Origin of the sequence: Streptomyces oryzae (assembly GCF_017676365.1) — a bacterium.
In the GTDB taxonomy this organism is placed as follows: Bacteria; Actinomycetota; Actinomycetes; order Streptomycetales; family Streptomycetaceae; genus Streptomyces; species Streptomyces oryzae.
Map to the genome: position 1 here is coordinate 1 of NZ_JADKMA010000100.1, position 26129 is coordinate 26129.

Consider the following 26129-nt stretch of genomic DNA (forward strand, 5'->3'; position numbering starts at 1 on the left):
CGTGCGGGGGGTCCTGGGCGGAGGGGTCGCGCTCCTCGTACGGGTCGCGCCCGTACGCGTCCGGCGCATACGCGTCTTCCGGCCGGCCGGAGCCGTCACCGGGGGTCCGGCCCCGGTCGCCGCCATACGGCGCGTTCATCGTCGCTACCTACCCCTGCCCCTGCTCGCCCGGAAGAGTCAACGGTCCACTTTCTCACCCGCGGCCGGGGGGTTGTCGCTTTCCCGTTCGGTGTCGTTCGCGTCACCGTGCGGACCGGCGTCCTCCGGACCGGCCTCCTCCGGACCGGCGTCCTCCGGGCCGTCGTTCCCTGAGGTGTCCTCGGAGCCGTCCCCGGAGTCGCCCCCTGAGGTGCCCCCGGAGTCGTCTCCGTCCGGCTGCTCCAGTGGTGCGTCCGGGTCCGGGGCCGGGCCGGAGCGCTTGCGTTGGGTGTACATCCGGATGCCGGCGAGGACGATCAGCAGCACGCCGCCCGCGATCACCAGCAGCACGGTCGAGGTGATGGAGGTCACATTGACCTGGAACTTCATCACCTTGCCGTAGCGCTCGCCGTCCTCGGTGTAGAGCTGGGCGTAGACGTAGGCGCGGCCGTTGTTCTTGGCGGCGGTGTCGAACTTGAGGGACTGCGTGTGCTCCCCGTCGACCTTGACCCGCTTGGGGTCGCCGACGTCGAGACCGACCCGGCTGGACCGGAGCTCCAGGACGAGCCCGTCCACCCCTTGGGCGAGGTTGTTCTGGACGGTCACGGGGATGGTGGCCTCGCGCCCCGAGAGGGTGATGTCGGACTTCTTGATGAGCTTGACCGCGCCGCGCAGCTCCAGCAGGTACTTCTCCACGCTGTCGCGGTAGTGCCGGGCGGCGCTGCCGTCGCCCCGCCAGCCGTTGGACACCTCACGGTCTATGGCCGTGGCGAACGGCGGCTCGACGCGGTCGGCCCGGCTGAGGATCCGCTTGAAGTCGTCCAGCCCCTCCTTGGTCTTCCGCACCTGCTCGAAGGCGGCGGTCGGCAGCTCCGTACGGCGCAGCGAGGCGGGGTAGGAGGACGGCGCGGGCATCTTGCGGCGGGCGCCGGGGTCCGGCTTGGCCTTGGCGGCGTCCGCCAGGCTGCTGGGCTCGGTCCAGCCGCTGCGGGCGAGCGCCTTGAGGCCCGCCGCCATCGCCTGGGCCTGGGAGACGGTGGGCATCCGCTGCGGGGCGACGACGACGCTGCGGGTGCGGGAGGGAGCCTGCCGGGCCAGCGAGAGGGATTGGGCGGCGAAGCGCTGGACGGCCAGCGAGGAGGCTCCGGCCCGGGACAGGTCGCCCTCGAAGGCGGTGGACAGCGGTGCGTCGGCGACCAGCGCGGTGTTGCCGCTGCCGATCGGGCGGGCCGCGGTAGGGCTGTAGGAGAGCCCGGTCTCGCGGACGCTGTCGCTGCGGGCGATGACGTTGTGCGCGCCCGCAGAGGTGGCGACGTCCACGATGGAGGAGTCGACGGCGCCCTTGTAGGGCCAGGCGAAGTCGGTGCTCGGTTTCACGTGGAGCACTGTCTGCACCGTCTCCCTGGCCAGCGTGGTGGCCTGGCCCAGCGAGCTGAGCGCCCCGGGGACCTGCGTACCGCGGTGGGCCAGCGAGGCCAGGTCGGGGTCGGCGAACGGCAGGGCGACCACTTCCTTGTCGGCCACGGCCTCCTGCAGTTCGTTCAGCCACTGCTTGGCGTACTCCTGGCCCTTCCCGGCGACGGTGTCGTCCGGGCCGCCGCCGGGCCGGTGCACCCGGTAGCGGCGGGCCATCGTGTCGACGCTCGCCAGCAGGTCGGGGTCGATGACCCAGGTGACGTTCAGGTCCTTGCCGAGGTCGAGCATCTGCTGGAGACGGCCGCCGGGGGCCAGCTCCTCGGCGAGCTTGTCGGAGCGGAAGACCGGCGTCTGCTGCTTGTCGGGCTGGGTGCGTGCCGTGACGTGCGGGGTGGAGATCAGCGGCCAGAGGTAGGTGAGCTTGGTCGGGTGGCCGGACGAACTCTTCTGCCAGGGCAGGAAGGTGCGGCCGATGCCGAGGACCTGGTCGTAGGGGCGGTTGCGGGTCCGCCCCGTGAGGGAGACGCCGAGCTGGTAGACGCCGTCGGCGCCGAGGTGGAGATCGCTGACCGGGATCTTGAGGGTGAAGGAGCGGGTGACTCCGGAGGCGAGACCGCTGAGCCGCGCGGAGTGGCCGCCGGCGACCTCGGTGCCGTCGGCGCCGGAGAGGTAGCCCTTGCGGCGGGCCGCCTGGTCGATGGCGCTGCGCGAGCCGAGGGTGGGGCCGATACGCGGGGCCAGCCGTAGGTGGCCCAGCGTGGTGCTGCTGGTGTTGGTGACCGTGCCGCTCAGGGTGAGGGTGTCGCCCTGCTCCGGGATGGACGGGGTGACCTCGTTGACGGAGATCCGGGCGGTACGGGAGCCGGTGCCGGTGCGGGCCGAGGGCGCTGCCGCGGCTTCGTGGGCTGCTGTCGCCGTTGTGGAGGCTGCTGTCGCCGTCCCGTGGGCTGCTGCGGGCGCGGTCCCGGGAGCCGTCCCCGAGGCTGCCGAAGCCGCCTGGGTGGTTGCGGGAAGCACTCCCGCCAGCATCGGGAGGGCGGAGAGGAGGAGCACTCCGGCCCGTCGCCCCCAGCGGTTCGTCCCCTTGGGGCCGGCCGTTCCCCTTGGGCCAGGGGGAGCCTGGCTCTCAGCCGCCTCGGCCACGCGCACGTCCATCCCGTCGTCGGTCGTCGTCCCGTTCGCCTGATGGTAACGATGCCCGGACGGTGGAAGTGCCGCGCCGTCCACCACATGATCACCGGCGCGGCTGGGCGCCCTGCGTGCGGGCGCCGCGAACGGGGGCGCCTGGGCGCGGCACGGCAACGTAACCTGTGCTGTTGTGCCGAACGCCAAGAGTGACAGCCAGGAACAGCCCACCGCCGTCCCCGCGGTGCCCGCAGCGGACCGACCGGCAGCCGAACAGCTCAGTGAGGTGCAGCGGCGCGCTGTGAGCGAGCTGCTACGGGTCTCCCCGGTGGCGGACGAGCTAGCGCGCCGGTTCCGGGAGGCGGGCTTCCGTCTCGCGCTGGTCGGCGGTTCGGTACGCGACGCGCTGCTGGGGCGGCTCGGCAACGATCTCGACTTCACCACCGACGCCCGTCCCGAGGATGTGCTGGAGATCGTGCGGCCGTGGGCGGACGCGGTGTGGGAGGTCGGTATCGCCTTCGGCACCGTAGGGATCAAGAAATCCGACTTTGTCCTGGAAGTGACGACGTATCGGTCGGAGATCTACGACCGCAGCTCGCGCAAGCCCGAGGTCACTTACGGCGAGACGATCGAGGAGGACCTGGTCCGCCGTGATTTCACGGTGAACGCGATGGCCGTCGCGCTGCCGGAGAAGCACTTCGTCGACCCGCACGGCGGCTTGGAGGACCTGGCCACCCGGCGGCTGCGTACGCCGGGCACTCCGCAGGCGTCGTTCTCCGACGACCCGCTGCGGATGATGCGGGCCGCGCGCTTTGCCGCGCAGCTCGACTTCGACATCGCGCCGGAGGTCGTGGCCGCCATGACGGAGATGGCGGGCCGGATCGAGATCGTCTCGGCGGAGCGGGTGCGGGACGAGCTGAACAAGCTGCTGCTCTCCAGGGAGCCCCGGAAGGGACTGCGGCTGCTGGTGCAGACCGGACTCGCCGACCATGTGCTGCCGGAGCTGCCCGCGCTGCGGCTGGAGCGCGACGAACACCACCGCCACAAGGACGTCTACGAGCACTCGCTGACCGTGCTGGACCAGGCGATCGACCTGGAGGACGACGGGCCCGATCTGACGCTGCGGCTGGCGGCGCTGCTGCACGACATCGGCAAGCCGAGGACGCGGCGGTTCGAGAAGGACGGGCGGGTCTCCTTCCACCACCACGAGGTGGTGGGCGCCAAGATGACGAAGAAGCGGATGACCGCGCTCAAGTACCCGGGCGAGATGGTCAAGGACGTCTCGCGGCTGGTGGAGCTGCATCTGCGCTTCCACGGATACGGCACGGGTGAGTGGACGGACTCGGCGGTGCGCCGCTACGTCCGGGACGCCGGTCCGCTGCTGGACCGGCTGCACAAGCTGACCCGCTCGGACTGCACCACGCGGAACAAGCGGAAGGCCCAGGCGCTCTCGCGGGCGTACGACGGCCTCGAGGAGCGCATCGCGCGGCTCCAGGAGCAGGAGGAGCTGGACGCCATCCGCCCTGATCTCGACGGCAACGAGATCATGCGGGAGCTGGGCGTGCGGCCCGGCCCCGTGGTGGGGCAGGCGTACAAGTATCTGCTGGAGCTGCGGCTGGAGCATGGGCCGCTTGGGCATGACGGAGCGGTCGCGGAGCTCAAGAAGTGGTGGGCCCAGCAGGAGGCGGACCAGCGGGAGGGGTGACCTGTCCCGTCTCGCCCGGTGCCGCCGTTTCACGTGAAACACGGAAGAGCGCGGCGGCGATGACGGCGTACAGCACCGCCACCCCTACGACGATGGCAGCCGAGCGCCCGTCCGGCGGGAGGATGGCGGCGGCCACTCCGGCGGCACCGACGTAGGCCACGTTGTAGAGCATGTCGTAGAGGGAGAAGACCCGGCCCCGGAAGGCATCGTCCACGGAGGTTTGCACGGCGGTGTCCGTGGCGATCTTTCCGGCCTGGGTGACGAGTCCCAGCACGAAGGCGGCCAGCAGTATCGGCACGGGCTGGAAGGTCAGCCCCAGCGCGGGCTCCAGCACGGCGGCGACGCCCGCGCACAGCGCCATCCAGCCGAAGATGCCCGTCCGCCGCACCGCGGAGGGCGTGATGACGGCGGCGGCGAAGAACCCCAGCCCCGACAGCCCCAGCGCGACGCCGAGCAGTTGCAGCCCGCCATCGGAACGGCCGCTGTCGCTCCATGAGTACCGGGCCAGCATCAGCACCGTGACCGTCAACGCCCCATAGCAGAACCGCATCAGGGCCGAGGCGGTCAGCGCGTAGGCCGCCGTCCGGCGCTCGCGGAGATGGCGCAGCCCGGCCAGCAGCCCGCGCGCGGTGCTGGCGACGGCGGCCAGTACGCGGGGCTGCACCTCGGCGGGGTCGGGCCCGAGCAGCCCCCTGCTCATCCGCAGGGAGGCGAGCGCGGCCAGCAGATAGACCGCGGCTCCCGTCAGCAGCACGAGGGCGTCCGCGTCGCGTCCCGTACCGGGGGCGAGGGCCCGCACCACGAAGGCGACGCCCCCGCCCAGGGTCGCGGCGAGCGTGCCGGCGGTCGGGGAGAGGGAGTTGGCGATGACGAGCCGCTCGTCGTCCACCACGCGGGGCAGTGCGGCCGAGAGTCCGGCGAGGACGAAGCGGTTGACGGCGGTGACCGTGAGCGCGGACAGATAGACCAGCCACTCCGGTACGGCACCGAAGACGAGCGCCGCGGTGGCGGTGGCGAGCGCGGTGCGCAGGAGGTTGCCGAAGAAGAGGACCTGCCTGCGCTGCCAGCGGTCCAGCAGCACCCCTGCGAACGGCCCGAGGAGGGAGTACGGCAGCAGCAGCACCGCCATCGCGGAGGCGATGGCGGCGGGGGAGGTCTCCTTCTCGGGGGAGAAGACGACGTATGCCGCCAGGGCGACCTGATAGATACCGTCCGCGAGCTGGGAGAGCAGCCGTACCGTCAGCAGTTTCCGGAAGTCCGGGAAGCGGAGCAGGGTGCGCAGGTCACGTGCGACGGACATGGGGACAGCCTCACACAGTCGGGGCCGAGTCCGGCGGTTTCACGTGAAACGGTGCGCTTCCCAGAGGGCTCACTCTCGCTTCCCAGAGGGCTCACTCCCGCAGCGTGGCCCCCCAGTGGACAGCGGGCCGCGGACGGGTGGCGCTGCGCTGGAGCGCCGGCTTGTGGGTGAGGGAGCTGAGGGTGAACACATCCGGTGCCCGGTCCAGGACGCCGCCGCCGGGATCGTCCGAGCCGTCGTCCCTGCGGACCGGATCGTGCTCGGGCCGCAGTGCGTCGCGTACCACCATGGCGCACAGATACGCGGTGCCGAGCAGATGCGCGGCGATGACGAGCTGGTAGCCGTCCTCCGGGAGCCCCTGGTGTTTCTCGGAGCCGGTGTAGGCGAGGTACATCCAGATCCCCAGGAAGTAGAGCGCCTCACAGCCCTGCCAGATGAGGAAGTCGCGCCACTTGGGCCGGGCGAGCGCCGCCAGCGGGATCAGCCACAGCACGTACTGCGGGGAGTAGACCTTGTTGGTCAGCACGAACAACGCGACCACCAGGAAGGCGAGTTGCGCGAACCGGGGGCGGCGGGGAGCGCACAGCGCCAGCGCGGCGAGGCCCAGGCAGCCGAGGATCATCAGCAGCGTGGCGTAGATATTGGCGTCATCGAACGTGCGTCCGGTTCGCTGCTGGATGATCAGCCACAGCGAGCCGAAGTCCACCGGCCGCTCCTGGCTGAAGGTGTAGAACTTCGCCCAGCCCTGCCAGGAGAGCAGCATCACCGGCACGTTCACCACCGCCCAGGAGACGGCGGCTCCCCCGGCGGCGCGGCCGAAGGCGCCCCAGCGTCCGGCCCGCCAGCACAGCACCAGCAGCGGTCCGAGCAGCAGTACGGGGTAGAGCTTGGCCGCCGTCGCCAGGCCGATCAGCACCCCGGCCGCCAGCGGACGCGAACGGGCCCACAGCAGCATCCCCGCGGCCGTCATCGCCACGGCCAGCAGATCCCAGTTGATGGTCGCCGTCAGCGCCAGCCCCGGCGCCAGCGCGACGAGCATTCCGTCCCAGGGGCGGTTGCGGTGGGTGCGGACCACACACACGATCAGTACGGCCGCGCAGAGCATCAGCATCCCCGCGTTGACCACCCAGTAGAGCTGCTCGTCCTGCCGCAGCGAGTCACCACCGACCGTCAGCTTCGCCGCGATCAGCATGAACACCCCGGTGAGCACGGGGTATTCGAGATATTCCATCCCGCCGGAGATCCGGTCCGGGATGCGGTCGAGATACGGGGTGAGCCCGCTCGCGAAGCCGCGGCCGTTGTAGAGGTGCGGGATGTCGGAGTAGCAGGCGTGGACGTACTGCGAGGTCTGGCCCGAGAACCAGGCACCGTCCAGACAGGGCACCTTCTGCAGCATGCCGAGCGCGTACATCCCCAGCGCCACCGCCACCACGACGCGGACCGGGGTCCACCACCCCGTTCCGGCCACACTGCGCCGTCCTGCCGGACCGCCGGCCACTTCGCTCGCGGTCGTCGCCACCTCGTCGTGGTCCGTGGGGTGGACGGGGCGCGCGGCGGGTGGCATGCCGGGCCGTTGAGCGGGATTCCGTTCCGTGGGGGCGCTCGTCATGGAATTCATCCTGCCGCACGCCGCCAACGGGGAAGGCCCCCGGCTCGGAGTCCGAGCCGGGGGCCTGCTCACACGGTCGCTCTCAGCGCGCCCTCAGTGGTCCGGGCGCCGTCACTCCCTGCGGTACCCCTGCGGTGCCCCGAAGAGCCCGCCGTCACTGCTGCCCGTGTCGCCGGTGCTGCCCGAGTCGCCGCCGGGCCCGCCGCCTGGGCCGCCCCCGTCGGCGCCGCCGTCGTTTCCGCCGTTGCCGTTGCCGTTGCCGTTCTGGTTCTCGTCACAGGTCGGGTCCATCGGCGGGCAGCTGGTGCTCGACGAGCTCGGGCTGTCGGACGGGGACTCCGAGGGATCGTCGGACGGGGATTCGCTGGGCTCGTCGGACGGTGACGGGGGAGCGGAGGTCTTGGACGGCGTCGGGTCGGGGCTCGCACCGTCGCCGTAGATCTTGTCGCCGATCGGGTCCGGCACCGGGAACTTCTTGACCGGGGAGCCCTTCAGGGCCTCCTTCATGTACTCCGTCCAGATCTCGGCGGGGAAGGAGGCACCGTGGATCGAGTCCTGGCCGCCCACGCCGTACATCTTGAGGAACTTCTGCGTCTTGGCCTTGTCGTTGACGCGCCACATGCCGATCGAGGTGGACAGCTGCGGGGTGTAGCCGGTGAACCAGGCGGACTTGTTGTCATCCGTGGTACCCGTCTTGCCCGCCGCCGGGCGCCCGAGGGCCTTGGCCGTGGTGCCGGTGCCCTTCTGCACCACGGTCTCCAGCATGTTGGTGACGTTGTCGGCGACCGGCTTGTCGAAGGCGGGCTTGCTCACCTTCTTGTGCTCGTACTTGACCACACCCTTCCGCTCGACCTTGGTGACCGAGTACGGCTCGGACTGCTCACCGCTGGTGGCGAAGGTGCCGTAGGCGCCGGCCATCCGGATGGCACTGGGCGCCGAGGTGCCGAGCGAGAAGGTGGGGGTGGTACGGGCGAGGCTCTCCTCGTTGACGCCCGCGTCCAGTGCCGCCTGCTTCACCTTTTCGGTGCCGATGTCCCAACCCAGCTGGATGAAGGGGGTGTTCACCGAGTACTGCATGGCGGTGCGCAGGTTGATCATCCCGTAGCTCTTGTTGCCGTCGTTCTTCTGGTGCCACTCCCCTCCGTCCTTGTCGTGCCAGACAGTGCCGTTGTAGTTCCGGAGCTTGATCTTGTTGTTGCCGTTGTAGACGCTCTTCGGGGAGACCTTGGTGCGCTGCTCCGGGCCCTGCTCCTCCGGCCCCTTCGGGTCGCGTACGCCGTCCCGCATCGCCGCCGCCATCACGAACGGCTTGAACGTGGACCCGACCTGGACGCCGGTGTAGTCGGCGTTGTTCCTGAAGTGCTCGGTCGCGTCCTCGCCGCCGTAGATGGCCTGGATGGCGCCGTCCTCCGGTCGCACGGAGGCCCCGCCGAACTGGACGTACTTGTCGACGTCCCGCTTCTTCGGGTCGATGTTCTTCTTCTTGACCGCCTCGACGGTCTTCTGCAACTTCTGGATCTTCTTCTTGTCGAAGGTCGTGTGGATGCGGTAACCGCCTCTGTCGAGCGCGGTCTTGGTGATGGGGTTCGCGGAGTCCTTGGTGGAGCTGATCACGTTGTTGTCCGCGAGTTCCACCAGATAGCCGATCTGCCCCTTCAGCTCCGTGGACTTCGACGGCTTGTCGGGCATCGGGAAGTCTTCCCCGATCTTGGCCCGGGTGGCCTTGGACATATGGCCGGTGGCGACCTCGCGGTCGAGCGTCCAGGACCAGCGCGCCTTCGCCCGCTTGAGGTTCTTCTCGCGGGTCGCCGCGGCGCCGACGCCGCCCTCGGGGTCGTAGAGGTTGGGGCCGTTGAGCGTCGCGCTCAGGAAGGCGCTCTCGCTGGCGGAGAGCTCCTTGGCGTCCTTGTGGTAGTACGCCTGGGCCGCCGCCTGGATGCCGTAGGCACCCCGCCCGTAGTAACCGGTGTTGAGATAGCCGGCGAGGATCTCGTCCTTGCTCAGCTTGCCGCCCACCTTGATCGAGATCAGCAGCTCCCTGGCTTTCCGCGAGAGGGTCTGCGACTGGTCGAGGTAGGTGTTCTTCACGTACTGCTGGGTGATCGTGGAGCCGGACTGGGTCTCGCCGCCCATGGCCATCTTGACGACGGCGCGCGCGATGCCCATCGGGTCGACACCGCTGTCCTGGTAGAAGGTCTCGTTCTCCGCTGCGATGACCGCCCACCGCATGTGCTTGGGGATCTCGTTGATGCCGACGATCTGCCGGTTCTGGTCGCCGCCGCCGGCGACGACCATCTGGCTGCCGTCGTTCCAGTAGTAGACGTTCTTCTGCACCTGGGCCGCTGCGACCTTGTCGTTCGGAACGTCGACGAGCAGCAGTCCTATCCCCAGCGCTCCCATCAGCAGCGCGAAGAACCCGAAGCACAGCCCGGTGACCAGCTTCCAGGACGGAAGCCAGCGCCGTACGCCGTGCTTGCCCGCGCGCGGGTAGTCGATGAAGCGCTTGCGCTCCGGCACCCCGCGTCCGCGGCCCCGGCCGCGCCGGCCGCCCTGCGCGCTCGCCGCGGCGGCGGCCCGTCGTCGGCCCCCCTGGGCGGCCCTTCGGGCCTCCGCACGTCCACCGTGTCCCGGTGCGCCCGGCGCTCCCGGCTCCGACCGATGGCCGCGCGCGTCTCGGCGGCCGTGTCCGTCGGGGCCCGGTGCGGAGGGCGGTGCCTGCCCGCCACCGCGCGATGCTGCGCGGCGACCGGGGGACGGCGGCGGCTGCGCCGCACGACGGCCGCGCCCCTGCGGCGGCTTTCGACGGTTTCCGCTCATTGGAACAGCTACTCCTCGGGCAGGCGGCCCATGCGCCTGAAGGTGGCAGTTGGCATCTGGTCCCCCCGAGTGCGCCGGGACGGAAATACCAGGCCCGGGCGCACTGCACCGGGGACGAGGACGCTCACTGACGTCGCATGGTTCCCGGTACTCGTGGTCTGCACAGCGGACAGACTACGCAGCTTCAAAACCCTCCTTAGGCCGTATTCGCCTCAATCGACGCAAAGGGACTGCGGTGAATCAGTGATGTGAGGCCCTTCACCGACCCCCCTCTTGTCGCTACCGAAGCAGCGTTCTATCGTCGGGATGTATCGAGTCGATACATCAGAGCGAGATAAGCGCGGGATAAACGTCTGTGGACGGAGGTGGGCGGACGATGAGCAGGCGCTCAGGCGTTCTCGAGTTCGCCGTTCTCGGTCTGCTGCGCGAGTCACCGATGCACGGGTACGAGCTGCGCAAACGGCTCAACACCTCGCTCGGCGTCTTCCGCGCCTTCAGCTACGGCTCGCTCTATCCCTGCCTCAAGGCGCTGGTGCAGCGCGGCTGGCTGGTGGAGGAGCCGAGCGGGCAGCCGGAGGAGCAGCAGCCCGGACGCGCACAGGCGGCTTCGCGGGCCCAGGCGGGTTCGCTCGCCGGGCGCCGGGCGAAGATCGTCTACCGGCTGACGGCCGAGGGCAAGGAGCACTTCGAGGACCTGCTCTCCCAGACGGGTCCCGATACCTGGGAGGACGAGCACTTCGGCGTCCGCTTCGCGTTCTTCGGCCAGACCTCGCGCGATGTCCGTATGCGCGTGCTGGAGGGACGCCGCAGCCGGCTGGAGGAGAGGCTCGCGAAGATGCGTGCCTCACTGGCCCGCACCCGCGAGCGCCTCGACGACTACACGCTCGAACTGCAGCGCCATGGAATGGAATCCGTGGAGCGCGAGGTCCGCTGGCTCAGCGAACTCATCGAGAGCGAGCGGAACGGAACCGAGCGTGCGGAGCGCCAGGGCCGGGAGACCGGTCCGGACCGGCCTGCGCCGGGTCCGTCCGACAACACCGACACATGAGGCCGCGCTCCGCCGCGAGCCTCAGCGAGAACGAACAGGGAGCAACCGGAATGGGTTCGGTTCGCGTAGCCATCGCCGGCGTGGGCAACTGCGCCGCATCGCTGGTCCAGGGCGTCGAGTACTACAAGGACGCCGACCCGGACAGCAGGGTGCCGGGTCTGATGCACGTCCAGTTCGGCGACTACCACGTGCGCGACATCGAGTTCGTCGCCGCCTTCGACGTCGACGGCAAGAAGGTGGGCCTCGACCTGGCCGACGCCATCGGCGCCAGCGAGAACAACACCATCAAGATCTGCGACGTGCCGCCCACCGGTGTCTCCGTGCAGCGCGGGCACACCTATGACGGCCTGGGCAAGTACTACCGCGAGACCATCGAGGAGTCCGCCGCCGAGCCCGTCGACGTCGTCCAGGCGCTCAAGGACTCGCAGGCCGACGTCCTGGTCTGCTACCTGCCCGTCGGCTCCCAGTCGGCCGTCGAGTTCTACGCCCAGTGCGCCATCGACGCCGGGGTCGCGTTCGTCAACGCGCTGCCCGTCTTCATCGCCGGCACCAAGGAGTGGGCGGACAAGTTCACCGCCGCCGGGGTGCCGATCGTCGGCGACGACATCAAGTCGCAGGTCGGCGCCACCATCACGCACCGTGTGATGGCCAAGCTGTTCGAGGACCGCGGCGTCATCCTGGACCGCACGATGCAGCTGAACGTCGGCGGCAACATGGACTTCAAGAACATGCTGGAGCGGGAGCGGCTGGAGTCCAAGAAGATCTCCAAGACGCAGGCCGTCACCTCCCAGATCCCCGACCGCGACCTGGGCGCCGACAATGTGCACATCGGCCCCTCGGACTTCGTCGCCTGGCTGGACGACCGCAAGTGGGCCTACGTCCGGCTGGAGGGCCGCGCGTTCGGTGACGTTCCGCTGAACCTCGAGTACAAGCTGGAGGTGTGGGACTCGCCCAACTCCGCGGGCGTCATCATCGACGCGCTGCGCGCCGCGAAGATCGCCAAGGACCGCGGCATCGGCGGCCCGATCCTTTCGGCGTCGTCGTACTTCATGAAGTCGCCGCCGGTGCAGTACTTCGATGATGTCGCGCGGAAGAATGTGCAGGACTTCATCGAGGGCAAGGTCGAGCGTTGACGCCGGCCGCTGTGGCTTAGCCGATGAGGGGGCTCGGGGATTCGTCCCCGGGCCCCCTCAGCTTGCCGGAAAGAGGCTGCCCCCGGCTGCCGGCTGCCGGCTGCGGACTGCGGCGTTCGCTGTGGCTCGTCGCGCAGTTCCCCGCGCCCCTTCGGGGCGCTCAGCGATCCACGGTGCGGTCCACCGTCGTCGTCGTATGGCGGAGGATCGCCGTCAGTTCCTCCCCCACATGCGGCTCCGGCGCGTCCGCGGGGACGAAGAGGATGGACACCTGCATGTGCGGGGGCTCGGCGAACCAGCGCTGCTTGCCCGCCCAGACGAACGGGGAGAGGTTGCGGTTGACGGTCGCCAGGCCCGCGCGGGCCACGCCCTTGGCGCGCGGCGTGATGCCGTGCAGCGCCTTCGGCGACTCCAGGCCCACCCCGTGCGAGGTGCCGCCCGCGACCACGACCAGCCAGCCGTCGCCCGTCGCCTTGGCCTGCCGATAGCCGAACCGTTCACCCTTGGTGACCCGCGTGACGTCCAGGATCGCCCCCCGGTACTCGGTGGCCGCGTGGTCGCCCAGCCACAGCCGGGTGCCGATCCGGGCGCGGAACCGGGTCTGCGGGAACTGCTGCTGGAGGACGGCGAACTCCTCCGGCTTCAGATGGCTGACGAACATGGTGTCCAGCGGCAGCCGTGCGGCTCGCAGCCGGTCCATCCAGCCGATGACCTCCTCCACCGCGTCCGAGCCGTCGGCCCGGTCCAGCGGCAGATGGATGGCGAAACCCTCCAGGCGGACCTCGTCGATGGCGGCGTGCAGCCGGGGCAGGTCCTGCTCGCTGACCCCGTGCCGCTTCATGCTGCTCATCACCTCGATGACGACCCGGGCCCCGCGCATCAGGCCCACGCCCTCCACCGAGGAGACCGAGCGGATGGCGCGGTCCGGCAGCGGCACCGGCTCCTCGTCCTTGCGGAACGGGGTGAGCACCAGCAGATCGCCGCCGAACAGATCCTTTGTGCGGGCCGCCTCGTAGGTCGTACCGACGGCCAGTATGTCGGCACCGAACTTGGTGGCCTCGTCTGCCAGGCGCTCATGGCCGAAGCCGTAGCCGTTGCCCTTGCAGACCGGAACGATTCCCGGGAACTGCTGAATCACCGTCTGCTGGTGCGCCCGCCAGCGATCGGTATCGACGTAGAGGGAGAGCGCCATGGCCGGTACGGAACCTTTCTGAAGGAGAGTCTGGAGATCGGGCTGTCAGGCGCGTTGGAGCGCGCTCAGCGCCGCGACATGTAGATGTCGAGCGCCTTGTGCAGGAGCTTGTTGAGCGGGAAGTCCCACTCACCGAGGTACTCGGCCGCCTGCCCACCGGTGCCGACCTTGAACTGGATCAGGCCGAACAGGTGGTCGTTCTCGTCCAGGGAGTCGCTGATGCCGCGCAGGTCGTACACGCTCGCGCCCAGCGCGTAGGCGTCCTGGAGCATCCGCCACTGCATCGCGTTGGAGGGCCGCACCTCGCGCTTGTGGTTGGCCGAGGCGCCGTAGGAGTACCACACGTGCCCGCCGACGACGAGCATCGTCGCGGCCGAGATCCGCTCGCCCTCGTGCTCGGCGAAGTACAGCCGCATCCGCTGCGGGTCCTCGGCGTTCAGTACGTTCCACATCCGCTGGAAGTACGCCTTGGGGCGGGGGCGGAACTTGTCGCGCTCGGCGGTGATCTCGTACAGCCGCTGCCACTCGTCCAGGTCGTACGGGTTGGCCATGTTGCCCTGGACCACCTGCACGCCGGCCTTGTCGGCCTTCTTGATGTTGCGGCGCCACAGCTGGTTGAAGTTCTTGTGCACTTCTTCGAGGGAGCGGTTCTCCAGCGGCACCTGGAAGACGTAGCGCGGCTGTACGTCACCGAAGCCGGCGCCGCCGTCCTCGCCCTGCTGCCAGCCCATCCGGCGCAGCTTGTCGGCGACTTCGAAGGCCCGCGGCTCGATGTGGGTGGCCTCGATGTCCCGCAGCCGCTTGACGTCCTGGTCCTGGATGCCCTTCTTGATGGCGGCAGCGTCCCAGCGCCGGATCACCACGGGCGGGCCCATCTTCACCGAGAAGGCGCCCTGCTTCTTGAGGTGGTCGAGCATCGGACGCAGCCACTCGTCCAGGTTGGGCGCGTACCAGTTGATGACCGGGCCCTCGGGCAGATACGCGAGATAGCGCTTGACCTTCGGCAGCTGCCGGTAGAGCACCAGCCCGGCTCCCACCATCTGGCCCGTACGCTCGTCGAACCAGCCCAGATTCTCCGCGCGCCACTCGTTTTTGACGTCCGCCCAGGCGGGCACCTGACAGTGGCTTGCCGACGGCAGGCTCTGGATATACGCCAGATGCTGCTCTCGGCTGACGGTCCTCAGGGTCAGGCTCATGGCGGGACGCTCCTCCGGCGAACTGACTGATGCTCGCCGGGAAGCCTACTGCCCGCCCCCAGGGCGATGAGGGCTGCGCCCCGAAGGGGCGGGGCAGGACCCGCCGAGGGGCTACGGCACCAGTCCCCCGTGTGCCACGCCCAGATAGAAGCCGACCGCTGCGGCGCCGAGCCCGATGATCATGACGAACCGTTCGCCCGTCGTCGCCGAGATGTACTGGCCCCAGGCCCCGGTCAGGATGCCGACCAGCCCCGTCCACGAGCCGAGCACATGCAGCCCGGGCCACCACGCGGAGATGGCGGCGATCAGGCCCAGCACGATGGTGGCGGCCGCGAAGGAGTTCTCCACGGGATGCCGCTTGCCGTCGGTGTTCAGATAGGAGAGGGGGTGGTTCCAGCGCACTGCCTGTGCCATGCGGCACCTCCTGTCAGAGCGTGGCGCGTACTGTAACGCCGCTCACATCTGAGGTGTCCAGATTGCTCCGGGTTACCCCCGGATTTCAACCGGAAGGCCGCGGCCAGGTAGGCTGGCCTGTCTGCGTCCCTGGTGCGCCCCCGGCTCTCCGGCGGCTCCCCGGGGCGCGGAAACGCATCACGACCCTCCTGCCACGGAACGACCGTGGCCGCCGAGTCCAGAGGAGGTGGGTTCCACATGCGTCACTACGAGGTGATGGTCATCCTCGACCCCGATCTGGAGGAGCGCGCTGTCTCCCCCCTGATCGAGAGCTTCCTTTCCGTCGTCCGTGAGGGCAACGGGAAGGTCGAGAAGGTCGACACCTGGGGCCGTCGTCGTCTCTCCTACGAGATCAACAAGAAGCCCGAGGGCATCTACTCGGTCATCGACCTGACGGCCGAGCCCGCTGTGGTCAAGGAGCTCGACCGGCAGATGAACCTGAACGAGTCCGTCCTGCGGACCAAGGTCCTCCGCCCGTCGACCCACTGAGGCCGACTCCCGAGTAGCCCGAGCACCACGCATCACGCACCACCCGCTCACCACCCGCTCTCCTGAGCATCACTGAGCACCACCAGGCACCACAGCAGCCAGCAGCACGCCGAGAGGTTCACCCATGGCAGGCGAGACCGTCATCACGGTCGTCGGCAATCTCGTCGACGACCCCGAGCTGCGCTTCACCCCCTCCGGTGCGGCGGTCGCGAAGTTCCGTGTCGCGTCCACACCCCGCACCTTCGACCGGCAGACCAACGAGTGGAAGGACGGCGAGAGCCTGTTCCTGACCTGCTCGGTCTGGCGGCAGGCGGCGGAGAACGTCGCCGAGTCCCTCACCAAGGGCACCCGCGTCATCGTGCAGGGCCGCCTCAGGCAGCGCTCGTACGAGGACCGTGAGGGGATCAAGCGCACGGTCTACGAGCTGGACGTCGACGAGGTCGGCGCCAGCCTCCGCAACGCCACGGCCAAGGTCACCAAGACCACGGGCCGCGGCGGCCAGGGCGGCGGCTTCGGCGGCGGTGGCGGCCAGGGCGGTGGCTGGGGCGGCGGCCCCGGCGGTCCTGGCGGCGGCGCCCCCGCGGGCGACCCGTGGTCCTCGGGTGCCCCGGCCGGTGGCGGTCAGGGCGGCGGTGGCGGTGGCGGCTGGGGCGGCGCCCCCGGCGGCAACGGTGGCGGCTACTCGGACGAGCCACCCTTCTGAGCGAAACTCATAGGAGTAGAGACATGGCGAAGCCGCCTGCTCGCAAGCCGAAGAAGAAGGTTTGCGTGTTCTGCAAGGAGAAGATCTCCTACGTCGACTACAAGGACACGAACCTGCTGCGGAAGTTCATCTCCGACCGCGGCAAGATCCGTGCCCGCCGGGTCACCGGCAACTGCACCCAGCACCAGCGTGACGTCGCCACGGCCGTGAAGAACAGCCGTGAGATGGCGCTGCTGCCCTACACCTCGACCGCGCGCTAAGGGAAGGGTGACCACATCATGAAGATCATCCTGACCAACGAGGTCTCCGGCCTCGGTGCCGCAGGCGACGTCGTCGAGGTGAAGGACGGCTACGCACGCAACTACCTGGTCCCGCGCGGTTTCGCGATCCGCTGGACCAAGGGCGGCGAGAAGGACGTCGAGCAGATCCGCCGCGCCCGCAAGATCCGCGAGATCGCGACGATCGAGCAGGCCAACGAGATCAAGTCCCAGCTCGAGGGCCTGCGCGTCGGCCTCAAGGTGCGGGCCGGGGAGCAGGGCCGGCTGTTCGGCTCCGTCACCCCGGCGGACATCGCCGACGCCATCAAGGCGTCCGGCGGTCCCGACGTCGACAAGCGCCGCGTCGAGGTGGGCTCGCCCATCAAGTCGCTCGGCGCACACCAGGTCGCCATCCGGCTGCACGCCGATGTGACCGCGACCGTCGACGTGGACGTAGCCGCGGCGTAACGCTGCGCTCGGCATACGCCGATGAGAGGGCGCACCCCGTGCGGGGTGCGCCCTCCGTGCTGTGCGGGGGCTGCGGATTCTGCAGGTCCCCGGCTCAGGCCCGTACCGCGCCCGTCACCGCCCAGCGGCCGGAGCGGGCACGCAGTGCGAGGGTGGCCAGGCGGGTGCCCATCATCAGCCCTGCGACGGTCCACCACAGGGTGGTGAGACCGCCCCCGATGGCGGGGACCGCCACAGCCGCAGGGGCGAACACCGCCAGTGTCACCAGCATCGCGCCTGCCAGATAGGGGCCGTCGCCGGCTCCCATCAGCACTCCGTCCAGTACGAAGACGACACCGGCGACGGGCTGGGTGACGGCGACGACCAGCAGCACCGGCGTCAGCTGGTCGATGACGGTCTGGTCCGTGGTGAAGACCGGCATGAACAGCGGCCGTACCAGCGCCACGAGCGCACCCAGCACCACCCCGGACACCACACCCCACAGCACCATCCGCCGGCAGGCGGCCTTCGCGCCCTCCGCGTCGTCGGCGCCGAGGTAGCGCCCGATGATGGCCTGGCCCGCGATGGCGATGGCGTCCAGGGCGAAGGCCAGCAGCGTCCACAGGGTCAGGGTGATCTGGTGCGCCGCGATGTCCGCGTCGCCGAGCCGGGCCGCGACCGCTGTCGCGATCATCAGCACGGCGCGCAGCGAGAGCGTACGGATCAGCAGCGGCACCCCGGCCCGGCCGCTGGCGCGTATCCCGGCGAGGTCGGGCCGCAGGGAGGCGCCGTGCCGCCGCGCCGCGCGGACCACGACGGTCAGATAGACGGCCGCCATTCCCCACTGGGCGAGCACCGTTCCCCAGGCGGAGCCGGCGATTCCGAGACCGGCGCCGTAGACGAGCAGCGCGTTGAGCGCCGCGTTGGCGCTGAAGCCGCCGACGGCGACGTACAGCGGGGTCTTGGTGTCCTGGAGCCCGCGCAGTACGCCGGTCGCGGCCAGTACGACGAGCATGCCGGGGATGCCGAGCGCGCTGATCCGCAGATAGGTGGTGCCGTAGGGCGCCGCGGTCGAGGAGGCGCCGAACGCGTCGACGAGCCAGGGCGCGCCCGGGAGGACGGCCGCGATGACGAGGGCGCCGAGGATGAGCGCGAGCCAGATGCCGTCGAGGCCCTGCCGCAGCGCGGCCGGCAGGTCGTCGGCGCCGAGGCGTCGGGCGACGGCGGCTGTGGTGGCGTAGGCGAGGAAGACGAAGATGTTGACGCCGGTCTGCAGCAGTGCGGCGGCGACGCCGAGCCCGGCGAGCTGCGGGGTGCCGAGGTGGCCGACGATGGCGCTGTCGACCATCACGAAGAGGGGTTCCGCGACGAGTGCGCCGAAGGCGGGGAGGGCGAGCGCGATGATCTCACGGTCGTGGCGCCGCACGGTGGCGCGCGCAGTCGGGGAAGCGGGGCTCATAGGTTCGATCCAAACATCCACAGGTAATGAGCACAAGGGGTGCGAGGGGCTTACTTGACGGTGTACGCGACAGGCTTGAACACCCTCGGTGATCCTCCTGTGGGAACAGCGCCGAAGTTTTTTCCCCGCACAGCCCGTGGACGGTAAAGCGGCAGGTCAGAGAGGGTAGGGAGAAAGGTCGTACGAGTAATCCACAGAGCTGTCCCCCGACTCGTGCACAGCTTTCGGCGGCTTCTCCACAGGTTGGCGACGACTGTCCACACCACCCTGTGGATAAGGTGATTGGCTGAACCGTGCGGGCCACCTACCGTGTACCAGCGCCCGTTCCCCGTTCCCCCCTTCTTCACCGTCGCACCGACGCGCCGTAACCCGGGCCGGGCGGCTCGATTGCCAGCGATTGTCAGTGCTGTGCCGTAAGACTGTGCCGTACGACGGGACCTGTGGGAGAGACCGGTGGGAGAAGGCGAGGCGGGGTGACGCAGCAGCCCGAACACGTGGAAGACCCCTGGGCCGCCGACCCCGCCGCCGAGGGGGGGTTCCCGGCCGCACCGCAGGCGCCGCAGCCCGCGCAGGCGCCGCAGCGCCGCCAGGGCAACGGCTCTGGCAACGGACGCGGTAATGGACGCGGCAACGGCTACGGAACCGGCCCCGGCGGCGCCCCCGGCGGTGACCATTCCGGACTCGCCCTCCCCGAGCAGCACGAACGCAGCCCCGAGGGCCCGGCAGGCGGGTTCGAGCGGGTACCGCCGCAGGACCTGGACGCGGAGAAGTCCGTCCTCGGCGGCATGCTGCTGTCCAAGGACGCCATCGCCGACGTGGTCGAGGTCCTCAAGGGCAACGACTTCTACCGCCCCGCGCACGAGACGGTCTACCAGGCCATCCTCGACCTCTACGCCAAGGGCGAGCCCGCCGACCCCATCACCGTCACCGCCGAGTTGACCCGCCGCGGCGAGATCGCCCGCGTCGGGGGCCCCGGCTACGTCCAGGCCCTCGTCCAGGCCGTGCCCACGGCGGCCAACGCCGAGTACTACGCGGAGATCGTCCACGAGCGCGCCATCCTCCGCCGGCTGGTCGAGGCGGGCACCCGCATCACTCAGATGGGTTATGCGGCGGACGGCGACGTGGACGACATCGTCAACGGCGCCCAGGCCGAGATCTACGCCGTCACCGAGCAGCGCACCTCCGAGGACTATCTCCCGCTCGGCGACATCATGGAGGGCGCCCTCGACGAGATCGAGGCCATCGGCTCCCGCAGCGGCCAGATGACCGGCGTCCCCACCGGCTTCACCGACCTCGACTCCCTCACCAACGGCCTCCACCCGGGCCAGATGATCGTCATCGCGGCGAGGCCTGCTATGGGCAAATCGACGCTGGCGCTGGATTTCGCCCGGGCCTGTTCCATCAAGCACGCCATGCCGAGCGTGATCTTCTCGCTGGAGATGGGGCGGAACGAGATCGCGATGCGGCTGCTGTCCGCAGAGGCGCGGGTGGCGCTGCACCATATGCGGTCCGGGTCGATGACGGACGAGGACTGGACGCGGCTGGCCCGGCAGATGCCGCAGGTCACCGACGCGCCGCTGTACATCGACGATTCGCCGAACCTGTCGATGATGGAGATCCGTGCCAAGTGCCGTCGGCTCAAGCAGCGCAACGACCTCCAGCTGATCGTCATCGACTACCTCCAGCTGATGCAGACCGGCGGCTCCCGCCGCCCGGAGAGCCGTCAGCAGGAGGTCTCGGAGATGTCCCGTAACCTCAAGCTCCTCGCCAAGGAGCTGGAAGTGCCGGTCATCGCCCTCTCCCAGCTCAACCGCGGCCCCGAACAGCGCACGGACAAGAAGCCGATGGTGTCGGACTTGCGCGAGTCCGGCTGCCTCACGGCTTCCACCCGGGTGCTGCGCGCCGACACCGGCGCGGAGGTGACGATGGGCGAACTGCTGGAAAGCGGCGAACGGAACATTCCCGTCTGGTCTGTGGACGAGCAGCTGCGTCTCGTACCCAGGACCATGACGCATGTCTTCCCCAGTGGGGTGAAGGAGGTCTTCCGGCTGAAGCTGGCCTCCGGCCGGCAGATCGAGGCCACCGCCAACCATCCGTTCCTCACGTACGACGGGTGGAAGCCGCTGGGCGATCTGCCGGTGGGCGCCCGGCTGGCGGTCCCGCGCAGGCTCGAGGCTCCGCAGCGAACCGAGCCCTGGCCGGAGGCGGAGATCGTCATGTTGGCCCATCTGCTGGGCGACGGATGCGTGGCGCCACGCCAGCCGGTGCACTACACGAGCAACGACGAGGCGAACCTGAAGGCCGTCGAGGACGCCGCGGCGCACTTCGGAATCACGCCGCGGCGGGTGAGCCAGGAAAGCTGGTGGCACGTCCACCTGCCGTCGCCGCATCACCTGACGCACGGTCGCCGTAACCCTGTGGCGGCGTGGCTGGACGGCATGGGGTTGTACGGCAAGCGGGCTCACGAGAAGTTCGTCCCGCCCGAGGTCTTCGGCCTGCCGGACGCGCAGGTGCGGCTGTTCCTCCGTCACTTGTGGGCGACGGACGGTTCGGTCACCGTCTCGGCGGCTTCGGGGGCCGTGCGGATCTACTACGCGACGACCAGTGAGCGTCTTGCCCGGGACCTCCAGCATCTGCTGCTGAGGGCCGACATCCGGGCCAGAGTCCGGGCCGTCGGCAACGACAGGGGCCGCCCGCAGTGGACGGTCGACGTTTCAGGCGTGGAGGATCAGAAGCGCTTCCTCGAAGAGATCGGCGTCCACGGTGCGCGGGCCAAGCACGTTGTCGCGGCAGAGGAGCGGCTGCGCGAGGTGAAGGCGAACACCAACCTCGACACCGTGCCGCGCGACATCTGGGACACCGTTCGCGCGGTGCTGCGGGAGCAATCGGTCACGACGCGCGCGTTCCAGGCCGCTCTGGGCACGAAGTACTGCGGCAGCGCCCTGTACAAGTCCGCTCCGAGCCGGGCGCGGCTCTCCCGGGTGGCAGACGTTCTCTCCGACGCCGGGCTGGAGATGCTCGCCACCAGCGATGTGTTCTGGGACGAGGTCGTTTCCATCGAAAATGTCGGAGAGCAAGAGGTCTACGACGCCACGGTTCTCGGCACACACAATTTCGTCGCCAACGGAATCCATGTCCACAACTCCATCGAGCAGGACGCTGACATGGTGATCCTCCTGCACCGCGAGGACGCCTACGAGAAGGAGTCACCGCGCGCGGGCGAGGCCGACCTGATCGTCGCCAAACACCGCAACGGCCCCACCGCCACCATCACGGTCGCCTTCCAGGGCCACTACTCCCGCTTCGTGGACATGGCGCAGACGTAGATCGGGTGCTGCAGGTTCTCTGTCTCCGTGTCATTTTCTCCGCTGTCGTGTCATGGCGATGGCAGTCCTGACGACGTCTTGAGAACCACAGTTCAGGGATACCACCTGATCAGGTGGTGCCCCTGAACCGTGCCCTGCAGCCGACCTCAAGCGGTGCCCAGTCCGGCTCTCTCCGGGACCTCTTCTGCCCGCAGCGATCAGCTGCTCGTGAGATTGTTCAGGCGGACGAATGGCCGACATAGTGCCTTCATGACTGTTGGGTTCAGGGGAGACGTGGCCGAGTACTACGCGAAATTCCGGCGGGGCTATCCCGAGCAAGTGCTCGACTTCCTCCAGGACTACTTCTCCCTGACAGCAGACGACAGCGTCCTGGACCTCGGATGCGGCACAGGGCAGCTCGCCCTCCCGCTCGCCCCCCGAGTCCGATCGGTGATCGGTATGGACCCCGAGCCGGACATGCTTCGTCTTGCTCATGCAGCGGCAAGCCAGCGCGAAGTCCGCAACGCGACCTGGGTGCTCGGCGCCGACACTGATGTCCCCGCCCTCGGCACACTGCTGGGACGCGGGTCTTCTCTCGCGATGACCGTCGTCGGGCAGGCCCTCCACTGGATGCGGCACGACGAACTGTTCCGGGACCTGCTCCCGCTGTTCCGCGCAGGTGGAGGCATCGCCGTGATCGCGAACGGGGCACCGCTGTGGCTACAGGACACTGCCTGGTCCCGCGCTCTGCGCACCTGCCTGGAACAGCACTTCGAGACTGAACTGACCGCATCCTGCGGGACCGCTGATCAGGACCGGATCCGGTATGCACAGGCCCTCGAAGAGGCCGGTTTTTCAGACGTGCGGAGCACGACGGTCTCCTACACCGACGAGCTGACCTTTCAGCAGGTCATCGGCGGTCTCTACTCCGCCATCCCCGCAGAGCAACTCCCGGGGATCGATCAACGACCGGCGTTCGAGGAGAACATCCGGAGGGCACTGCCGGGCGCGGAGTTCTTCTCCGAGCAGGTCCACGTCTCCGTGCTCGCCGGGCGGACTGCCCGACTGGATGCACACCAGCCCCGATCTGAGGAATGACACGCTCCTGAGACAGCATCCCAGCGACACGGACTGGCGCAACGAGAAGAACCGCAGGTCAACGGGACGTCACCTGGCAGCGAAGCTGAGAACCTACAGGCGTGCCGGCCCTCGTGGGCGCCTTCGGGGTCGCTCATGAGGGGGTCAGGAAGCCGGCATGGCCAGGTAATCGCCGTGCTCCAGGTCTTCGAGCAGCGTGGGATGGTTGGGCGACCAGTCGAGCAGCTCCTGGGTGTGCGAACTGGAGGCAGGGCCGTCGAAGCCGTAGGCGGTGGCCATGAACGGGCTCACGAAGTGCGTGGCAGCCTCGTCGGGGGTGAGTGAGACGGTGGGCAGACGCAGGGCGCGGGCGATCGTCTCTGCGATGCTCTTCAGGGTGACGCCGCTTTCGGCCACTCCGTGCAACACGCTGCCCGCAGGCGCCTTTTCCACGGCCAGGCGGAACAGGACCGCCGCGTCGAGCCGGTGCACCGCGGGCCAGCGGTTGGTGCCGTCGCCGACGTAGGCCGATACGCCGGTCTTCCGCGCTGTGGCGATGAGCATGGGGATGAAGCCGTGGTCGTCATGACCGTGGACAGTAGGGGCGAGACGGACGACACTCGCGCGGACCCCCAGGCCGGCGAAGCCCAGACCAGCTCGCTCGCCCGCGATGCGGAAGGCCGCGATCCCCGTCGGGTCGGGCTCGTCCTGCTCGGTACTTTCCCGGCCGGCGGCCATGACCAGCGTGCCCGAGGTGACGACGAGCGGCTTGCCCGAGTTTTCCAACGGCTGACCGAGCGTCTCGATCGCGGTCCGGTCGCGCCTCATCATGGCGTCGAGGTCGGAGAAGTCGCCGCCGTAGGCCATGTGCAGGACGCCGTCGGCGGCTTCGGCGCCGCTGCGCAGGCTCTCGAGGTCGTCCAGGGATCCGCGGTGCGGTGTGGCCCCCAGTGACTCCAGCCGGGCCGCGGCGGCATCCGAGCGTGCCAGGCCGGTGACGGTGTGGCCGGCCGTGATGAGCTCGGCGACGACTGCGGGGCCGGTCTGGCCGGAACCGCCGGTGACAAACACATGCATGAGACACCCTCCCCTTGATGCCAGTCACTGGCACTACGTAGCGCCAGTCGCTGACCTTAAGTAGCGCCAGTCACTGGCGTCAAGTAGCGCCAGTCACTGGCACATGCGGTATCCTCAGGGGGTGCCACGGAGCGGAGCAGAAGCGCGACGCCGCCTTCAGCAGGCGGCCCTGGAGCTGTACCGGGAACGCGGGTTCGACCAGACCACGACGGCCGAGATCGCTGCCCGGGCCGGCGTCAACGAACGCACGTTCTTCCGGCACTTCCCGGACAAGCGCGAAGTGCTCTTCGACGGCGAAGCCGACCTGCGCGCCGCGCTGATGCGGGCGGTGGCCGAAGCGCCCGATGGTCTGCAGCCGCTCGAGGTGCTGCTCTGTGCCTTCCGGAAAGCCGGACGGATCCTCGAGGAAAACCGCCCGTTCTCCGAACCGCGGTTGGCGATCATCGCGGTGACACCAGCACTCCGCGAACGCGACTTGGCCAAGGCCGCGTCGCTCACTGAAGCCGTGGCGGAGGGGCTGCGTCAGCGCGGTGTCGCCGACCGGCTGGCCGGCCTGGCTGCTCAGACCGGCTGGGCCGCCTTCCACCACGCGGCGCAAGCCTGGATCGACGACCCCTCACAGAGCTTGGACGCGCATCTCCTCCAAGCCTTCGACGATCTGCGCACCCTCTCCGCAACCGCCCTGCCGGCACAGGCACAGCCCGAGGGTTGAGACCGCCCCGCAGCTCGTCCACCCCGACGCGGACTTCCGGCTGACGCGTCAGTTGCCGTTTTCGCAACGGACTTTGTCAGCACGTGCGTTGCGGGTCCAGGTTGGGGGTCCGGCGTTGTGGTGAGGCAGCTGCTCACCGAGGGGAGAGGGACGGACCATGGACGCACAGTACTGGGACGAGTTGTACGGCAGCCGCGATCAGCTCTTCAGCGGGGCTCCCAACGGGGTGCTCGTCGCCGAGGCGGGCGAACTGCCGCCGGGGCGGGCGCTCGACGTGGGCTGCGGCGAGGGCGGCGACGCGATCTGGCTGGCCCGGCGCGGCTGGCAGGTCACCGGGATCGACATCTCCCGTACGGCGCTGCGACGTGCGGCGGCAGCGGCCGCTGCCGCCGATGGGGATGGCGTGGATGGCGCGGGTCACGCGGATGGCGCGGGTGGTTCGAATGTCGTGGACCGGGTGACGTGGACGCACGCGGATCTGAGCGTCGCGCCCCCGCCGCCCGCGGACGCGTTCGACCTGGTGTCCGTGCAGTACTTCCCGCTGTGGCACGAGCCGGAGCACACCGCGCTGCGCGGTCTGCTGGCCGCTGTCGCACGGGGCGGCACCCTGCTGTTCGTCGGCCATGACGTCACCGACTTCACCCCGGACGACGGGCACCGCTTCGACCCGGCCGACCTCTACCAGCCCGGGGAGGTCGCCGGTCTCCTCGGCGATGACTGGGAGATCGCGGTCAACGGGACGCGCCCTCGTACGGTCCCCGCTCCCGAGGGCACGCACCACACCCACGACGTCGTCCTGCGCGCCCAGCGCCTGCGGTGACCGGGGCGCCCCGCGCCGCGCCGCCGGAGACTCAGGCCGACAGCGCGGGGCCCGCCATCCCGGCGTCCGCCATCCCGTCGCCCTGCGCGCACGCGTCGGCCAGCTCGTCCAGGGACATGCCGAGTGCGACGGCCAGCGCGGCGACGGTGAAGAAGGCGGGGGTCGGTGCGCGGCCGGTCTCGATCTTGCGCAGCGTCTCGGCCGACACCCCCGCAGCCAGGGCAACCTCCACCATGCTGCGCTCGCCGCGCGCCTGACGCAGCAGCGCGCCCAACTGCTCTCCGCGCTGCCGTTCCCAAGGGGTCAAAGGAGTCCGCACCATGCCCGTGATACTAATACCGGTATAAGAATTGGGTCGCGCTCCGGGGCGCGGGGTGGCTGGTTCCGCCGGTCGCGCGCCCTGGTTGTGCGACCGCGGACGAGGAGACGCAGGCATGGTGGAGATCAAGACCGAATCGGCGCTGGAGGCGATGCGCGAGGCCGGGCGGGTCGTGGCACAGGCACTCGCCGCCGCCCGGGAAGCGGCGGCCGTGGGAGTGTCCCTGCGGGAGCTGGACGAAGCAGCCCGTACCGTCCTGGCCGAGGCCGGTGCCCGCTCCCCCTTCCTCGGCTACCGGCCCTCCTTCGCCCCCCCCCCCGTCCCCGCGGTCC

22 protein-coding genes are annotated in these 26129 nt (G+C 69.6%); 12 read left to right on the forward strand and 10 right to left on the reverse strand.

Features of this window, described 5'->3' with window-relative positions; translation table 11 throughout:
* Positions 1–177: 177 nt before the first annotated feature.
* Positions 178–2697, reverse strand: a complete 2520-nt coding sequence (locus ITI46_RS19710) for a DUF6049 family protein (protein WP_372452008.1) — start codon at positions 2695–2697, stop codon at positions 178–180.
* 226 nt (positions 2698–2923) lie between these two features.
* Here ITI46_RS19710 and ITI46_RS19715 point away from each other — a divergent pair, with 226 nt between their 5' ends.
* On the forward strand, positions 2924–4384 hold the full coding sequence (locus ITI46_RS19715) for a CCA tRNA nucleotidyltransferase (protein WP_209241013.1): 1461 nt from the start codon (positions 2924–2926) through the stop codon (positions 4382–4384).
* Here the strand turns inward: ITI46_RS19715 and ITI46_RS19720 are convergent.
* The 3 genes from ITI46_RS19720 to ITI46_RS19730 all read right to left on the reverse strand — a co-directional run bounded on the left by ITI46_RS19720 (position 4338) and on the right by ITI46_RS19730 (position 10110).
* Positions 4338–5684, reverse strand: a complete 1347-nt coding sequence (locus ITI46_RS19720; protein WP_209240994.1) for an MFS transporter — start codon at positions 5682–5684, stop codon at positions 4338–4340. The two genes, ITI46_RS19715 and ITI46_RS19720, sit on opposite strands and share 47 nt — an antisense overlap.
* 91 nt (positions 5685–5775) lie before the next feature.
* On the reverse strand, positions 5776–7293 hold the full coding sequence (locus ITI46_RS19725; protein WP_209240995.1) for a glycosyltransferase family 87 protein: 1518 nt from the start codon (positions 7291–7293) through the stop codon (positions 5776–5778).
* A gap of 111 nt (positions 7294–7404) precedes the next feature.
* Positions 7405–10110 carry a transglycosylase domain-containing protein gene (locus ITI46_RS19730; RefSeq protein ID WP_209240996.1) on the reverse strand — a complete coding sequence of 902 codons (2706 nt, stop codon included), beginning with the start codon at positions 10108–10110 and terminating at the stop codon, positions 7405–7407.
* A 376-nt stretch (positions 10111–10486) separates the two neighbouring features.
* Between ITI46_RS19730 and ITI46_RS19735 the strand changes: the two genes are divergently transcribed.
* Both ITI46_RS19735 and ITI46_RS19740 read left to right on the forward strand, forming a co-directional pair.
* The gene (locus tag ITI46_RS19735; RefSeq protein WP_209240997.1) at positions 10487–11158 is read left to right on the forward strand and encodes a PadR family transcriptional regulator; all 672 of its coding nucleotides are present in this window, start codon (positions 10487–10489) and stop codon (positions 11156–11158) included.
* Between the two features lie 50 nt (positions 11159–11208).
* Positions 11209–12291 carry an inositol-3-phosphate synthase gene (locus ITI46_RS19740; RefSeq protein WP_209240998.1) on the forward strand — a complete coding sequence of 361 codons (1083 nt, stop codon included), beginning with the start codon at positions 11209–11211 and terminating at the stop codon, positions 12289–12291.
* A 160-nt stretch (positions 12292–12451) separates the two neighbouring features.
* On the opposite strand, the gene ITI46_RS19745 is transcribed toward ITI46_RS19740, so the two are convergent.
* The 3 genes from ITI46_RS19745 to ITI46_RS19755 all read right to left on the reverse strand — a co-directional run bounded on the left by ITI46_RS19745 (position 12452) and on the right by ITI46_RS19755 (position 15093).
* Positions 12452–13483: an alanine racemase gene (locus ITI46_RS19745; RefSeq protein WP_209240999.1), complete on the reverse strand. Its 1032-nt coding sequence runs from the start codon at positions 13481–13483 to the stop codon at positions 12452–12454.
* 65 nt (positions 13484–13548) lie between these two features.
* Positions 13549–14679: a lipid II:glycine glycyltransferase FemX gene (locus ITI46_RS19750; RefSeq protein WP_209241000.1), complete on the reverse strand. Its 1131-nt coding sequence runs from the start codon at positions 14677–14679 to the stop codon at positions 13549–13551.
* A gap of 111 nt (positions 14680–14790) precedes the next feature.
* Complete coding sequence (locus ITI46_RS19755) at positions 14791–15093, reverse strand: hypothetical protein (protein WP_209241001.1); 303 nt, start codon at positions 15091–15093, stop codon at positions 14791–14793.
* A gap of 237 nt (positions 15094–15330) precedes the next feature.
* On the opposite strand from ITI46_RS19755, the gene rpsF reads away from it, so the two are divergent.
* The 4 genes from rpsF to rplI all read left to right on the forward strand — a co-directional run bounded on the left by rpsF (position 15331) and on the right by rplI (position 17049).
* Positions 15331–15621 (forward strand): 30S ribosomal protein S6, encoded by a 291-nt coding sequence (rpsF, locus tag ITI46_RS19760; RefSeq protein WP_209241002.1) that lies wholly within the window; start codon positions 15331–15333, stop codon positions 15619–15621.
* Positions 15622–15745: 124 nt separating this feature from the next.
* A complete protein-coding gene (locus ITI46_RS19765) occupies positions 15746–16324 on the forward strand; it encodes a single-stranded DNA-binding protein (protein WP_209241003.1) in 579 nt (192 codons plus the stop codon).
* A gap of 23 nt (positions 16325–16347) precedes the next feature.
* The gene (gene rpsR, locus ITI46_RS19770; RefSeq protein ID WP_003978893.1) at positions 16348–16584 is read left to right on the forward strand and encodes a 30S ribosomal protein S18; all 237 of its coding nucleotides are present in this window, start codon (positions 16348–16350) and stop codon (positions 16582–16584) included.
* 18 nt (positions 16585–16602) lie between these two features.
* Complete coding sequence (rplI, locus tag ITI46_RS19775; RefSeq protein WP_209241004.1) at positions 16603–17049, forward strand: 50S ribosomal protein L9; 447 nt, start codon at positions 16603–16605, stop codon at positions 17047–17049.
* Positions 17050–17143: 94 nt separating this feature from the next.
* Here the strand turns inward: rplI and ITI46_RS19780 are convergent, their stop codons facing one another.
* Positions 17144–18487 (reverse strand): MATE family efflux transporter, encoded by a 1344-nt coding sequence (locus tag ITI46_RS19780; RefSeq protein ID WP_209241005.1) that lies wholly within the window; start codon positions 18485–18487, stop codon positions 17144–17146.
* 494 nt (positions 18488–18981) lie between these two features.
* On the opposite strand from ITI46_RS19780, the gene ITI46_RS19785 reads away from it, so the two are divergent.
* Positions 18982–21813, forward strand: coding sequence for a replicative DNA helicase (locus tag ITI46_RS19785; RefSeq protein WP_307808244.1), 2832 nt, complete (start codon positions 18982–18984; stop codon positions 21811–21813).
* 249 nt (positions 21814–22062) lie between these two features.
* Complete coding sequence (locus tag ITI46_RS19790; protein ID WP_209241007.1) at positions 22063–22890, forward strand: class I SAM-dependent methyltransferase; 828 nt, start codon at positions 22063–22065, stop codon at positions 22888–22890.
* A 144-nt stretch (positions 22891–23034) separates the two neighbouring features.
* Here the strand turns inward: ITI46_RS19790 and ITI46_RS19795 are convergent, their stop codons facing one another.
* Complete coding sequence (locus ITI46_RS19795) at positions 23035–23946, reverse strand: SDR family oxidoreductase (RefSeq protein WP_209241008.1); 912 nt, start codon at positions 23944–23946, stop codon at positions 23035–23037.
* Positions 23947–24067: 121 nt separating this feature from the next.
* Between ITI46_RS19795 and ITI46_RS19800 the strand changes: the two genes are divergently transcribed.
* Together ITI46_RS19800 and ITI46_RS19805 are read left to right on the forward strand one after the other, a co-directional pair.
* A complete protein-coding gene (locus tag ITI46_RS19800) occupies positions 24068–24658 on the forward strand; it encodes a TetR family transcriptional regulator (RefSeq protein WP_209241009.1) in 591 nt (196 codons plus the stop codon).
* A 157-nt stretch (positions 24659–24815) separates the two neighbouring features.
* Entirely contained in the window at positions 24816–25478 is a 663-nt protein-coding gene (locus ITI46_RS19805) for a class I SAM-dependent methyltransferase (RefSeq protein ID WP_209241010.1), read from the forward strand.
* A 31-nt stretch (positions 25479–25509) separates the two neighbouring features.
* Here the strand turns inward: ITI46_RS19805 and ITI46_RS19810 are convergent, their stop codons facing one another.
* Positions 25510–25800, reverse strand: coding sequence for a helix-turn-helix domain-containing protein (locus ITI46_RS19810; protein ID WP_209241011.1), 291 nt, complete (start codon positions 25798–25800; stop codon positions 25510–25512).
* Positions 25801–25912: 112 nt separating this feature from the next.
* On the opposite strand from ITI46_RS19810, the gene ITI46_RS19815 reads away from it, so the two are divergent.
* On the forward strand, positions 25913–26129 hold a 217-nt coding region (locus ITI46_RS19815; RefSeq protein WP_209241012.1), incomplete at its 3' end, for a M24 family metallopeptidase.

What these genes read in the sequence shown, in the direction of transcription:
- ITI46_RS19755 (WP_209241001.1), bottom strand. Translation starts at nt 15,093, where the DNA reads ATGGCACAGGCAGTGCGCTGGAACCACCCCCTCTCCTATCTGAACACC.
- rpsR (WP_003978893.1), top strand. Translation starts at nt 16,348, where the DNA reads ATGGCGAAGCCGCCTGCTCGCAAGCCGAAGAAGAAGGTTTGCGTGTTC.
- rpsF (WP_209241002.1), top strand. Translation starts at nt 15,331, where the DNA reads ATGCGTCACTACGAGGTGATGGTCATCCTCGACCCCGATCTGGAGGAG.
- ITI46_RS19720 (WP_209240994.1), bottom strand. Translation starts at nt 5,684, where the DNA reads ATGTCCGTCGCACGTGACCTGCGCACCCTGCTCCGCTTCCCGGACTTC.
- ITI46_RS19745 (WP_209240999.1), bottom strand. Translation starts at nt 13,483, where the DNA reads ATGGCGCTCTCCCTCTACGTCGATACCGATCGCTGGCGGGCGCACCAG.
- ITI46_RS19735 (WP_209240997.1), top strand. Translation starts at nt 10,487, where the DNA reads ATGAGCAGGCGCTCAGGCGTTCTCGAGTTCGCCGTTCTCGGTCTGCTG.
- rplI (WP_209241004.1), top strand. Translation starts at nt 16,603, where the DNA reads ATGAAGATCATCCTGACCAACGAGGTCTCCGGCCTCGGTGCCGCAGGC.
- ITI46_RS19725 (WP_209240995.1), bottom strand. Translation starts at nt 7,293, where the DNA reads ATGACGAGCGCCCCCACGGAACGGAATCCCGCTCAACGGCCCGGCATG.
- ITI46_RS19790 (WP_209241007.1), top strand. Translation starts at nt 22,063, where the DNA reads ATGACTGTTGGGTTCAGGGGAGACGTGGCCGAGTACTACGCGAAATTC.
- ITI46_RS19730 (WP_209240996.1), bottom strand. Translation starts at nt 10,110, where the DNA reads ATGAGCGGAAACCGTCGAAAGCCGCCGCAGGGGCGCGGCCGTCGTGCG.
- ITI46_RS19750 (WP_209241000.1), bottom strand. Translation starts at nt 14,679, where the DNA reads ATGAGCCTGACCCTGAGGACCGTCAGCCGAGAGCAGCATCTGGCGTAT.
- ITI46_RS19780 (WP_209241005.1), bottom strand. Translation starts at nt 18,487, where the DNA reads ATGAGCCCCGCTTCCCCGACTGCGCGCGCCACCGTGCGGCGCCACGAC.
- ITI46_RS19765 (WP_209241003.1), top strand. Translation starts at nt 15,746, where the DNA reads ATGGCAGGCGAGACCGTCATCACGGTCGTCGGCAATCTCGTCGACGAC.
- ITI46_RS19795 (WP_209241008.1), bottom strand. Translation starts at nt 23,946, where the DNA reads ATGCATGTGTTTGTCACCGGCGGTTCCGGCCAGACCGGCCCCGCAGTC.
- ITI46_RS19805 (WP_209241010.1), top strand. Translation starts at nt 24,816, where the DNA reads ATGGACGCACAGTACTGGGACGAGTTGTACGGCAGCCGCGATCAGCTC.
- ITI46_RS19740 (WP_209240998.1), top strand. Translation starts at nt 11,209, where the DNA reads ATGGGTTCGGTTCGCGTAGCCATCGCCGGCGTGGGCAACTGCGCCGCA.
- ITI46_RS19810 (WP_209241011.1), bottom strand. Translation starts at nt 25,800, where the DNA reads ATGGTGCGGACTCCTTTGACCCCTTGGGAACGGCAGCGCGGAGAGCAG.